Source organism: Streptomyces sp. NPDC029122 (assembly GCF_055569445.1).
The window spans coordinates 1-11,173 of the sequence record NZ_JBVHWK010000045.1 but is presented as its reverse complement, the minus strand read 5'-3'; the positions used below and the strand labels follow the sequence as shown (position 1 = coordinate 11,173).

General features: G+C 72.9%; 11 protein-coding genes. All 11 read right to left on the bottom strand.

Annotated elements, in window-relative coordinates; translation table 11 throughout:
• Positions 1 to 129 precede the first annotated feature (129 nt).
• The 11 genes from ACZ4WZ_RS32795 to ACZ4WZ_RS32745 all read right to left on the bottom strand — a co-directional run bounded on the left by ACZ4WZ_RS32795 (position 130) and on the right by ACZ4WZ_RS32745 (position 11,013).
• Positions 130 to 1,098: a Gfo/Idh/MocA family protein gene (locus tag ACZ4WZ_RS32795; RefSeq protein WP_467896612.1), complete on the bottom strand. Its 969-nt coding sequence runs from the start codon at positions 1,096 to 1,098 to the stop codon at positions 130 to 132.
• Complete coding sequence (locus ACZ4WZ_RS32790; RefSeq protein WP_467896610.1) at positions 1,098 to 2,507, bottom strand: NDP-hexose 2,3-dehydratase family protein; 1,410 nt, start codon at positions 2,505 to 2,507, stop codon at positions 1,098 to 1,100. The genes ACZ4WZ_RS32795 and ACZ4WZ_RS32790 overlap by 1 nt, the downstream gene beginning before the upstream one ends.
• The gene (gene rfbH, locus ACZ4WZ_RS32785; protein ID WP_467896608.1) at positions 2,504 to 3,808 is read right to left on the bottom strand and encodes a lipopolysaccharide biosynthesis protein RfbH; all 1,305 of its coding nucleotides are present in this window, start codon (positions 3,806 to 3,808) and stop codon (positions 2,504 to 2,506) included. Before rfbH ends, ACZ4WZ_RS32790 begins: the two co-directional genes overlap by 4 nt.
• Positions 3,805 to 4,815, bottom strand: coding sequence for a dTDP-glucose 4,6-dehydratase (gene rfbB, locus ACZ4WZ_RS32780; RefSeq protein WP_388943862.1), 1,011 nt, complete (start codon positions 4,813 to 4,815; stop codon positions 3,805 to 3,807). The genes rfbH and rfbB overlap by 4 nt, the downstream gene beginning before the upstream one ends.
• Positions 4,816 to 4,909: 94 nt before the next feature.
• Positions 4,910 to 5,146: an acyl-CoA carboxylase subunit epsilon gene (locus ACZ4WZ_RS32775; RefSeq protein ID WP_467896606.1), complete on the bottom strand. Its 237-nt coding sequence runs from the start codon at positions 5,144 to 5,146 to the stop codon at positions 4,910 to 4,912.
• Between the two features lie 35 nt (positions 5,147 to 5,181).
• The gene (locus ACZ4WZ_RS32770) at positions 5,182 to 6,744 is read right to left on the bottom strand and encodes an acyl-CoA carboxylase subunit beta (RefSeq protein WP_467896604.1); all 1,563 of its coding nucleotides are present in this window, start codon (positions 6,742 to 6,744) and stop codon (positions 5,182 to 5,184) included.
• Between the two features lie 30 nt (positions 6,745 to 6,774).
• Complete coding sequence (locus tag ACZ4WZ_RS32765) at positions 6,775 to 7,722, bottom strand: ACP S-malonyltransferase (RefSeq protein ID WP_467896602.1); 948 nt, start codon at positions 7,720 to 7,722, stop codon at positions 6,775 to 6,777.
• Positions 7,723 to 7,745: 23 nt separating this feature from the next.
• The gene (locus tag ACZ4WZ_RS32760; RefSeq protein ID WP_467896601.1) at positions 7,746 to 8,573 is read right to left on the bottom strand and encodes a 4'-phosphopantetheinyl transferase family protein; all 828 of its coding nucleotides are present in this window, start codon (positions 8,571 to 8,573) and stop codon (positions 7,746 to 7,748) included.
• Complete coding sequence (locus ACZ4WZ_RS32755) at positions 8,570 to 8,947, bottom strand: acyl carrier protein (protein ID WP_467896599.1); 378 nt, start codon at positions 8,945 to 8,947, stop codon at positions 8,570 to 8,572. The genes ACZ4WZ_RS32760 and ACZ4WZ_RS32755 overlap by 4 nt, the downstream gene beginning before the upstream one ends.
• A 69-nt stretch (positions 8,948 to 9,016) precedes the next feature.
• On the bottom strand, positions 9,017 to 9,601 hold the full coding sequence (locus ACZ4WZ_RS32750) for an NADPH-dependent FMN reductase (RefSeq protein ID WP_467896598.1): 585 nt from the start codon (positions 9,599 to 9,601) through the stop codon (positions 9,017 to 9,019).
• Positions 9,602 to 9,612: 11 nt separating this feature from the next.
• Complete coding sequence (locus ACZ4WZ_RS32745; RefSeq protein WP_467896597.1) at positions 9,613 to 11,013, bottom strand: MFS transporter; 1,401 nt, start codon at positions 11,011 to 11,013, stop codon at positions 9,613 to 9,615.
• Positions 11,014 to 11,173 lie beyond the last annotated feature (160 nt).

Genomic DNA, 11,173 nt, shown 5'->3' with positions numbered 1-11,173 from the left:
TCACGAGGCCCTGGACTTTGGGCTGAAGGTCCCGTGGTTTTTGGGGGTTTAGAGGGCTGCCCTTCCCCGGGGGGGGGGTGGGGGGGGGGGGGCCCCCCCCCCCCCCCCCCCCCCCCACCGCTGGTGCGTTCAGAGCACGCGGGCGCCGCCGCGGACGGCCTCCACCAGCTCCGCCTGGCGCAGGGCCGGGCCGTCCGGGGCTGCCGTGCCCGTGCGGACGGCGGCGGTGAACGCGGTGACGGCGGCCAGTACCTGGTCGTCGGGGGCGAGGACGATGTCCTCGGCGCCGGTGCGGCGTTCGAGCCGGACCAGGGGCGGGTGGCCGGCGGGCGGGGTGAAGGCCCGGTCGACGGTGATGCGCCCTTCGCTCCCGGTGATCTCGTAGACGGACCGGTAGCCGTGGTCCAGGCCGAAGGCGAGCTGCGCGCAGACCCCTTCCGGGGTGCGCAGCAGCGCCGTCCCGCCGGTGTCGACGCCACGGCCGGGGCCGCCCCGGACCAGTACGGCGGCCTCGGCCTCGAGGCGGTCCCCGAGGAAGTGCAGGGCCGCGCGGACGGGGTAGACGCCGGTGTCCCACAGGGCGCCGCCGCCGAGCGCGGCGTCGTAGCGGATGTCGGAGTCGGGCAGCCGGGGGATGGAGAACTCCGCCCGGAAGAAGCGCAGTTCACCGATCGCCCCGTCGGCCACGAGCGCCCGTACCGCGGCGTGCTGGGGGTGGTGGACGAACATGACGTTCTCCCTCAGCACCCGCCCGGTCCCCTCGGCGAGGGCCGCGAGCCGCCGTGTGGAGGCGAGGTCGGTGGTGAGGGGCTTCTCCGCGAGGACGTGCTTGCCCGCGCGCAGCGCCGCCTCCACCCACACGGCGTGCAGGGCGGCCGGGAGCGGGACGTACACGGCGTCGATGTCGTCCCGCTCCAGCAGGGCCGCGTAGCCGGTGACGGCCTCGCAGCCGGCCTCCGCGGCCGTGGCGCGGGCCTTGGCGGCGTCGCGGCTGGCGACCGCGACGAGCCGGGCGCCCGGGGCCGCGCGCAGAGCGGGCAGCATCCGGCGGCGGGCGATGTCGGCACAGCCGAGCACGCCGATACGGACGGGGTCCATCAGAGGCGCACCGCTCCCGAGGTCAGGCAGGAGAGCAGAGTGCGCGCCTGCACGTTGAGGTAGTGGTTGTGGCGCAGCAGGGCGGTGAGCTGGCCGGTGGTGGCCCACAGGTAACCCGGCGGCGCCTCGAGCGGGACCTGGTCCTCGTCGGTGTCGACGAACAGGTAGCGGCTCTCGGCGTTCAGGAACCGGCCGCCCTCCTCGGAGTGCAGTGCCTCGTAGCGGATCCGTGCCGGGTCGGCGCCGAGGACCAGGTCGAGGAAGCGGGGCCGCTCGGCCGGCGGCAGGTGCGCGTAGTTCGAGGGGGTGTACTGCACCGTGGGCCCGAGCTCCACCGTGTCGAGGAAGCCGCCCTCGACGCGGGCGTGGACGAGCAGGTGCGGAACTCCGCCGATCCTGCGGGTCAGGAACGCGGTGACGCCCTCGCCCTTGGGTTCGAACAGGGGCTGCGTCCAGCTGGCGACCTCACGGCTGCCCGCGTGCACGCCGACCGCGACGACGCCGAAGTAGCGTCCCTCCTCGTGGTCGATGGAGTGCTCGCCCCGCACCCAGTCGGGCAGGCCGGCGAGCGGGACGCGTTCGGCGCTGACGTCGTGCCGGGCGCGCTCGGCGGTGAACCAGGACCGCAGCGCGGTGTCGGAGTGGAGGCTGACGCCCTCGGGGTCGGGGAAGGGGGCGCAGGCCAGCACGGTCCGCGCGTCCATGTTGATGACGTTGCCCTGGAGCAGCAGCTCGCCGATCTGGCCGAGGGTGAGCCAGCGGAAGTCGTCGTGCTCCGGTACGTCTCCGATGGCCTCGACCAGCATGTTGCGGTTGCTCTTTCGGAAGAACCACGAGCCGTGCTCGGACTGGAGGACGTCGGTGAGGACCCGGCCGCGGCGGGGATCGGTGAAGTACTCGATGTAGCGCACGTCGGCGCCCTTGTGGGCCTTGGTGTAGTTGCTGCGGGTGGCCTGCACGGTCGGCGACACCTGGAGCAGGTTGCGGTTGCCCGGCTCCATCTTGGCCTGCATCAGGAAGTGCAGGACGCCGTCGAACTCCTTGACCAGGATGCCGAGGATGCCGACCTCGGGCTGGCGGATGATCGGCTGGTGCCACCGCTGCTCGCGGCCGTCGGTGGAGGCGGCCACCCGCAGGCCCTCGACGGTGAAGAACTTCCCGCTGCGGTGCCCCAGGTTGCCCGTCCGCGGGTCGAAGGACCAGCCGTCCAGCTCCGCGAAGGGGATGCGGTCCACCCGGAAGCGGTGTGCCCGGCGGCGTTCCTCCAGCCAGGAGTGGACGTCGGCGGTGGTGCGCACCAGGCCGGTGCGGGCGGCGGCCGACCGGGCGAAGCGGGAGGGGAGTTCCGCGTCGCGGCGGGGCCGGAGCGCGGGTGCGAGGGGGGCGGGGGAGACGGTGGGAGCCGTCACGAGCGGCCTCCCACGAACTCCTTGACGGACGCGATGACGTAGTCGAGCATCTCGTCGGTCAGCGCCGGGTACACCCCGATCCAGAAGGTCTGGTCGGTGATGATGTCGCTGTTGGTGAGGTCGCCGACGATGCGGTGCGGCTGGTCGATGTACGCCGGGTGGCGGGTCAGGTTCCCGGCGAACAGGCGCCGCGTGCCGATCTTGCGGTCCTCCAGGAAGTCCACGAGGGCGGCCCGGGTGTAGGGCGCCTCGGGGTCCACGGTGATCGCGAACCCGAACCAGCTCGGGTCGCTGCGGGGCGTGGCCTCCGGCAGGATCAGGTGCGGTACGCCCTCGAGGCCGTCGCGCAGCCGGCGCCAGTTGCGGCGGCGGGCGTCGCAGAAGTCGTCGAGCTTGTCGAGCTGGGTGAGGCCGAGGGCCGCCTGGATGTCGGTCGCCTTCAGGTTGTAGCCCACGTGGGAGAAGATGTACTTGTGGTCGTAGCCCTCGGGGAGGGTGCCCATCTGGTACTTGAAGCGCTTGAGGCACTTGTTGGTCTCGCCCGGCTCGCACCAGCAGTCCCGGCCCCAGTCGCGCAGCGATTCCACGATCCGCGCGAGCGCCAGGTTGGAGGTCAGGACGCAGCCGCCCTCGCCCATGGTGAGGTGGTGGGCCGGGTAGAAGCTGACCGTGGTGATGTCGCCGAAGGTGCCCGTGAGCTGCCCGTCGTAGGTGGAGCCGACGGCGTCGCAGTTGTCCTCGATCAGGAACAGGTCGTGCTCCTGCGCGAGCTGCGCGATCTCGGCGACCTCGAAGGGGTTGCCGAGGGCGTGGGCGATCATGATGGCGCGGGTCTTGGGGCCGATGGCGGCCGCCACCCGGTCGGCGGTGGTGTTGTAGGTGCCCAGCTCGACGTCGACGAAGACGGGCACCAGGCCGTTCTGGATGATCGGGTTGACGGTGGTGGGGAAGCCCGCCGCGACCGTGATGACCTCGTCGCCGCGCCGGAGGCGCCGGTCCTCCAGCAGGTGCGAGGTGAAGGCCGTCATGGCCAGCAGGTTCGCGGAGGAACCGGAGTTGGTCAGATGGGCCTTGCGGTGCCCCAGCTTGCGGGCGAACCGCGATTCGAACCTGCGCGAGCTGGGTCCGGCGGCGATCCGCATCTCCAGGGCCGCCTCGACCAGGGCGGCGCGGTCGCGCTCGTCGAGGACCGCGCCGGCCGGCCAGATCTCCGTGGTGCCGGGGACGAAGGGCCCGTCGTTCTGGGTGTCCTGGTGGAACTTCGCGGTCTCATCGAGGATGAGTCCCTTGTGGACGTTCATGACGGGATCCCTTCACGGCCCTCGGGGCCGGAGTTGTCGGTGCGGTGCTTGACGGACTTCCACCAGCCGGGGTTGTCGCGGTACCAGGCGACGGTGTCGGCGAGGCCCTGCTCGAACGGGACGCGCGGCGCGTACCCCAGCTCTTCGCGGATCTTGGTCTCGTCGAGGGCGTAGCGCAGGTCGTGGCCCTTGCGGTCGGCCACCCGGCGCACCGCGGAGGCGTCGGCGCCGCACAGGGCGAGCAGCCGCTCGGTGATGTGCAGGTTGGTCTGCTCGTTGCCGCCGCCGATGTTGTAGACCTCGCCGGCCCGGCCCCGGTCCAGGACCAGGGCGATGGCCCGGCAGTGGTCGTCGACGTGCAGCCACTCCCGGATGTTGCGCCCGTCGCCGTACAGCGGGACCTGCCGGCCCTCCAGCAGGTTGGTGACGAAGAGCGGGATCAGCTTCTCGGGGTGCTGGTAGGGCCCGTAGTTGTTGGAGCAGCGGGTGATGGAGACGTCGAGCCCGTGCGTGCGCCAGTAGGAGCGCGCGATGAGGTCGGAGGAGGCCTTGGACGCGGCGTACGGGGAGTTCGGCTGGAGCGGCCATTCCTCGGTCCAGGCGCCCTCGGCTATGGAGCCGTAGACCTCGTCGGTGGAGACGTGGACCACGCGCCCGACCCCGGTGGCCAGAGCGGCGTCCAGCAGGGTCTGGGTCCCGCCGACGTTGGTGCGGACGAACTCGGCCGCCGAGTGCACGGAGCGGTCGACGTGCGACTCGGCCGCGAAGTGCACCACCGCGTCGTGGCCGGGCAGCAGCTCGCGCAGCAGTGCCTCGTCGCAGATGTCGCCGTGGACGAAGTCCAGCCGGGGGTGGGCGGCCGGGAGGTTCTCCCGGTTGCCCGCGTAGGTGAGCTTGTCGAGGACGGTGACCCGGTCCTCCTCGTGGCCCGGGTATCCGCCGTCGAGGACGGTCCGGACGAAGTGCGAGCCGATGAAACCGGCGCCGCCGGTGACCAGCAGCCTCATACCGCCTCCTCGAAGAGCGTCCGTCCGAGGACGAGGTCCGACATGTCGTTTCTCCTTGGAAAGAAGGAAAGAGGGTGGGAGGAAGCGGACGCCGTCAGGCGGACCGCGCCTCGGCGGAGTTGTCGCGCCAGGTGCGCGGACCGAGGAAGCCGCGCATCCGCTCGGGACGGCGCCAGCCCGCGAGGACGGGCCCGCCCCCGGCCGTGCCGCCGTGCTCGCCCTCGTACGCCGCCGCCCGGGCGAGTACGACGGCGGTCAGCGCCGCCAGTTCCTCGGCGTCGGGCTTTCCCTTCACCACACGGATGAGGTGGCCGGGTTCCGAAGTCTCCACAGGACTCTCCTCGTCTCGCGGGGCGCCGCCGGTGCTCACTGCGGCGGGTTCCCGTGCTTGCGGGCGGGCAGGTCGGCGTGCTTGGCGCGGAGCATGTCCAGGGAGCGGATCAGCACCGAGCGGGTGTCGCGGGGATCGATCACGTCGTCGATCAGGCCGCGCTCGGCCGCGTAGTAGGGGTGCATCAGCTCCTCCTTGTACTCCGCGATCCGCTGCGCCCGTACGGCCTCGGGGTCCTCGGCGGCGGCGATCTCGCGCCGGAAGACCACGTTGGCCGCGCCCTCGGCGCCCATGACGGCGATCTCGTTGGTGGGCCAGGCCAGCGCCAGGTCGGCGCCGATCGAACGGGAGTCCATGACGATGTACGCGCCGCCGTAGGCCTTGCGCAGCACCAGCGAGATGCGCGGCACGGTCGCGTTGCAGTACGCGTACAGCAGCTTGGCCCCGCGCCGGATGATGCCGTTGTGCTCCTGGTCCACGCCCGGCAGGAAGCCGGGTACGTCGACCAGCGTGACCAGCGGGATGTTGAAGGCGTCGCAGAACTGGACGAACCGCGCGCCCTTCTCGGAGGCCTCGATGTCCAGGACGCCCGCCATGGCCGCCGGGTTGTTCGCGACGATGCCCACCACGTGCCCGTCGAGGCGGGCCAGGGAGCAGACGAGGTTGGGCGCCCAGGCCGGGTGCACCTCGAAGTGGTCCCCGTCGTCCACGACCTCCTCGATGACCCTGCGGATGTCGTACGCCTGCCCGGGCTGGAGGGGCACCAGGTCGAGCAGTGCCTCGTTGAGCCGGTCGGCCGGGTCGCCGGAGCGCTCCACGGGGGCCAGTTCCCGGTTGTTGGAGGGCAGCAGCGCCAGCAGGTAGCGGACCTCGGCGATGCAGGTCTCCTCGTCGTCGTACGCGAAGTGCGCGACGCCCGAGGTGGCGGAGTGGACGTCCGCGCCGCCCAGCCCGTTCTGGCTGATCTCCTCACCGGTGACGGCCTTGACGACGTCGGGGCCGGTGATGAACATCTGCGAGGTCTCGCGGACCATGAAGACGAAGTCCGTCAGGGCCGGGGAGTAGGCGGCTCCGCCGGCGCACGGGCCGAGCATCACCGAGATCTGCGGGATGACCCCGGAGGCCCTGGTGTTGCGCTGGAAGATGCCGCCGTAGCCGGCGAGGGCGGAGACGCCCTCCTGGATCCGGGCGCCCGCGCCGTCGTTGAGGGAGACCAGCGGGGCGCCGGCCGCCTCGGCCATGTCCATCACCTTGTGGATCTTGCTGGCGTGGGCCTCGCCGAGCGCGCCGCCGAAGATGCGGAAGTCGTGCGCGTAGACGAAGACGGTCCGGCCCTCGACCGTGCCCCAGCCGGTGACGACACCGTCGCTGTAGGGCTTCTTCGCCTCCAGCCCGAAACCGGTCGCCCGGTGTCGGCGCAGGGGCTCCACCTCGGTGAAGGACCCCTTGTCCAGCAGGAGCGCGATCCGCTCGTGGGCGGTCAGTTTGCCCTTGGCGTGCTGGCGTTCGGTCGCGCCCTGGTCACCGGTGCGCGCGGACTCCTTGATCCCGTTGAGTTCGTCGATCCGGGACCGGATCGTGTCCTCCGCTCGGGGCATGTCGTGCACCCTTTCTGTGGGGGTCGATGGTCAGACTGCGGTGCCGGTGAAGGCGTTCACGGCCCCGGCCAGCCGGTCCGCGGTGTCCGTGGAGTGGACCCGGACGTCCGGCAGGATCCGCCGGACCAGCCCGCCGAGCACCCGGCCCGGTCCCACCTCCACGAACCGGTCGGCGCCGGAGGCCGCGAGCGTCCCGACCGCCTCGGTCCACCGCACCGGGCTGGTGAGCTGGCCGCGCAGGGCGACGACGGCGTCGGCGGCCGTCGTCACCCACCCGCCGGTGACGCCGGAGACCAGCGGCACGGCCGGATCGCGGAACTCCGTCGCGATCAGCGTCTCGGTGAACTCCGCCTCGGCCTCGCCCAGCAGGCTGGAGTGGAACGGGCCTCCGGTGCGCAGCCACTCCACCCGGGCCCCGGCCGCCCGGGCGGCGTCGGCGGCGTGGGCCACCGCCCGCGCCTGGCCGGACACCACGGTCTGGCGGGGCTCGTTGTCCCCCGCCACCTCGACCACCTGGCCGGTGGCCGCCCGGGCCTCGGCGCACATCCGCGCCAGGTCCGTACGGGCCAGGCCGATGACCGCCGCCGTGGCGCTGCCGATGCGGTCCCCGACCGTCGCGACGAGCTCGCTGCGGAGCCGGACCAGCCACAGCGCCTCGGTCCACTCCAGGACGCCGGCGGCCACCAGCGCCGCGTACTCGCCCAGGCTGTGCCCGGCCACGGCGTCCGGCCGCAGGCCCTCGCCGCGCAGCACCTCCAGTACGGCCAGGCTCGTCAGGAAGATCGCCGGCTGCGCCACCGCCGGGTCTTCCAGGTCCCGCGGGGACCCGTCCAGGCAGAGCCGGGTCAGCGGGAACCCGAGCAGGTCGTCGGCGGTGCGGTAGTAGGTGTCGGCGAGGTCGGGCCGCAGGGCGAGCAGCTCCCTGCCCATGCCGGCGCATTCGGAGCCCTGGCCGGGGAAGACGAAGGCGGTGGTCATCCGGTCACGTCCTTACTTGCGGTTCAACTGGCGAGGACCGTGTGGTGCGGTCCGGGGGCGGCGGCGCCGCACACGGTGTTGCCCGCGGCCAGCCAGGTGTCGGGCACCCACCTGACGTCGACCGCCTTGGGAGCCGGCCCCGCCACCGCCACCGCGGCGGCGTGGGTGGAGTCGGCCGGAACGCCGACCATGGTCCAGCCGTCCGGGTGGCGGCCGTGGTCGGTGCCGAGGTAGTCCTCGGCGGGCGATCGGCTCAACCCTGTACCGAGCCCCTTGAGAAACGCTTCCTTGCGCGTCCAGATCTGGCCGAACAGCTGCCGGCGCTCCTCGCCCTGCTCGGCCTCGGCTATCTCCAGCTGCTCGTCGGGGTGCAGCGCCTTGGAGCAGATGTCCACCGTCTCGGCGCCGGGGAGTTTCTCCACGTCAACGCCGAGCGGCGTGGTGCCGACGCCGACCATGGCCACGCCGCCGCTGTGCGAGAGGGAGTAGTGCAGCGGCGGGGGCGGCGGGGACAGGGCGGGACGGCCGTGCGGCTCGCCGCAGCCCGGGCAGGGCTCGCGCATGAAGCGGACGTCCTGGGGCAGGGTGGCCGTGTACCGTCCGAGCAGTCGGCGCACCGCCACGTGGGCGGCGGCGTACAGCAGGCCGTCGGAGCGGCGGATGAAGGAGTCGGTGCGCTTGCGCTCCTGCTCGTCGAGTTCGCCGATCGCGAGCGCTTCGGCGTCCGGCCCGGTGGGACGGCGGATCAGCCAGAGGTCGACGCGGTCGGCGGAGAGGGTGAAGTCGGGCCGGTCGAGCCCCTGGTGGTTGACGACCGGGCGGACGGCCGGCAGCAGGGTCGTAGTGCTCATGCCGGCACCGCTGCCCCGTGCAGGTGGGCCTCGGGGCCGAACTGGCCCGCGAGGCAGTCGATGAGTTCCTGGGCGCTGTTGGCGAGCAGCAGCCGCTGGAGGTTCACCTCGACGCCCAGCGTGTTCTCCATCCGGTACTGGAGTTCGATGCCGGAGATCGAGCCGATCCCGAGGCAGCCCATGGGGCGGCCCGTGGTGTCGACCAGGTGCGGCTCGATGCCGAGGATCCGGCCGAGTTCCTCGCGCACGTACTGCTCGAGGATGCGGGTGCGCTCGCGCAGCCCGGCGGTGGCCAGGACGGCCATGTCGGGCGGGGTCATGTGGACCAGCCCGTTGTCTGTCTCGTACGTCTGCGACATGTGAAGTGTGTTCATGATGCTTTCCGGGTCGGGGCGGACGGGGCTTCCCCCGTCCGCCCGTGGTCGGGCATACGGGGCCGGGTGTCAGGCCTGGTAAGGGTTCTTGGCACGGCCCTCGCGGAGGGTCGCGCCCCACCAGACGAGCTGGTCGAGCAGGACCTTGGCGGCGCTCTGCGGTCCCTCCGGCTCCTTGGGCTGCCCGTCCTCGCCGAACTGCTCCCACGCCGAGTGGAAGCTGATGCCGTCGCGGACGGTGACGGCGTGCAGTTCGGCGAAGACCGGACGCAGGTGCTCGACCGCCCGCAGGCCGCCCGCCAGACCGCCGTAGGAGACGAAGCCGACCGGCTTGGCGCGCCACTGGGTGTAGTGCCAGTCGATGAGGTGCTTGAGGGAGGCCGGGAAGCTGTGGTTGTACTCCGGCGTCACGATCACGTACGCGTCGGCCTGTTCGAGGCGCGGCGAGATCGTGGCGAGCGCCTCGGCGGTCTCCGGGGAGGGGCTGTGGGACAGGGCGGCCGGCAGGTCGTGCTCCGTCAGGTCGATCACGTCGACGACGAGGTCGTCCCGCTGACGGGCCTGCTCGGCGAACCACTGGCCGGGCACCGGCCCGAAGCGGCCCTCGCGGACACTGCTGATGACGACGGCCAGCCGCAGGGGTTCCTTCGACATGGTGGGTCCTTTCATGAGCGGGTTGGTGGTGAGGAAACGTGGGCGGAGCGGGTGAGACCGCCGAGCGCGACGCACGCCCCGGCCGCTCCGACGGCGGTGACCAGCCAGAGCGCCGAAGCCCGGCCCACGGTGGAGAGCGCGGAAACGGACGCCGTGGTCAGCACGGCGCCTGCCTGCACGCAGGTCTGGTAGAGCCCTCCCGCCGCCCCCTGGAGCCCCGCCGGGACGGAGCCCGTCGCCTGGAGGTGGAGGGCGGTGAAGGCGAGGACGAAGGCGGCGCCGACGCACGCCATGGCGGGCAGCAGACCGGCGGTGCCCGGCTCGGCGCCCGGCGCCCTCGGGTAGAGCGCGTAGCCGATCGGGGCGAGTACCGCTCCGGCGGCGACCGCTCGCGCCGGGCCCAGCCGGACGGCGATCCGGCCGGAGTACAGCGCGCTCAGCGCGAGCGGGACGGCGGCCGGCAGGAAGGCGAGCGCCGTCTGCCAGGCAGTGCGGCCGGCCCCCTGGAGGTGCAGGGTGGCGATGAGGAGGAAGCCGACGTACGAGCCGTTGAGCGCGGCGGCGCCGAGCGCGGAGCGCAGCAGCGCCGTGTGCCGCAGCAGTTCGGGGGGCACCAGCGGTCGCGGCGACCGGCGTTCGGCCGTGACGAAGACGGCGCCGAGCAGCAGCGCCGCGGCGAGGGCGGCCGCCGCGAGGGCCCGTTCGCGGCCGGGGCCGGCGAGGTTCGCGAGCGCGTACACGAGCAGCAGGAGGGCGCCGGTCAGGCTGAGGCCGCCCGCCGGCGCGTGCCAGTCGGGCGCGCGGGGCCGCGGGGCGGGCCGGTCGCGCGGTATCAGCCGCAGACCGGCCGCCAGGAGCAGCAGGGCCACGGGGGCCGGGAAGGCCAGGGTCCAGCGCCAGCTGATCCCGGTCAGCAGGCCCGACAGCAGCAGCCCCGCGCAGAAGCCGGCGGCGCCGAAGAAGGAGTAGAGGGACACGGCCCGGCGGCGGGCCGCGCCCTCCGGGACGGTCGAGGTGATGATGGCGAGTCCGGTGGGAGCGGTCAGCGCGACGCAGAAGCCCTTCACCACACGGGTGGCGGTCAGCAGGGTCGCGCTGTCCGTCAGGGCACCGGCCAGCGAGGCGGCGGCGAAGACGAACAGCGCGGCCAGGTAGACCCCGCGGCGGCCGAGCCGTTCGACCAGGCGGCCGCCCAGGAGCAGCAGCCCGCCGAAGCCGGCGGCGAAGCCGGTGACGATCCACTGGAGCTGCGGGACGGAGAGCCCGAGGTCGGCGCCGACGGCCGGCAGCGCCACCAGGGTCGCGGACACCTCCAGCGCGTCGACCAGCATGTTCGCGGCGAGTACGGACACCAGGGCCCATCGGGCGCCGGACCGTTCGACGCCCGGTGGAGTTGTCGTCGAGGTCAGCATGCGCGCGTTCCGCTCGGTGAGGAGGAGGGTGAGGGGCGGGGGGGGGGGGGGGGGGCCCCCCCCCGCCCCCCCCCCCCCCCGCCGTGGGGGGGGTGTTGCGGTGGGTTCAAGGGGTCCTTGGGGGTCTTAGCGGGTCCACCCAACAACGTTGCTCCCTCTG

Coding starts and splice junctions, on each gene's coding strand:
- ACZ4WZ_RS32795 (WP_467896612.1), bottom strand. CDS start 1,098: ATGGACCCCGTCCGTATCGGCGTGCTCGGCTGTGCCGACATCGCCCGC.
- rfbH (WP_467896608.1), bottom strand. CDS start 3,808: ATGAACGTCCACAAGGGACTCATCCTCGATGAGACCGCGAAGTTCCAC.
- rfbB (WP_388943862.1), bottom strand. CDS start 4,815: ATGAGGCTGCTGGTCACCGGCGGCGCCGGTTTCATCGGCTCGCACTTC.
- ACZ4WZ_RS32770 (WP_467896604.1), bottom strand. CDS start 6,744: ATGCCCCGAGCGGAGGACACGATCCGGTCCCGGATCGACGAACTCAAC.
- ACZ4WZ_RS32765 (WP_467896602.1), bottom strand. CDS start 7,722: ATGACCACCGCCTTCGTCTTCCCCGGCCAGGGCTCCGAATGCGCCGGC.
- ACZ4WZ_RS32760 (WP_467896601.1), bottom strand. CDS start 8,573: ATGAGCACTACGACCCTGCTGCCGGCCGTCCGCCCGGTCGTCAACCAC.
- ACZ4WZ_RS32755 (WP_467896599.1), bottom strand. CDS start 8,947: ATGAACACACTTCACATGTCGCAGACGTACGAGACAGACAACGGGCTG.
- ACZ4WZ_RS32750 (WP_467896598.1), bottom strand. CDS start 9,601: ATGTCGAAGGAACCCCTGCGGCTGGCCGTCGTCATCAGCAGTGTCCGC.
- ACZ4WZ_RS32745 (WP_467896597.1), bottom strand. CDS start 11,013: ATGCTGACCTCGACGACAACTCCACCGGGCGTCGAACGGTCCGGCGCC.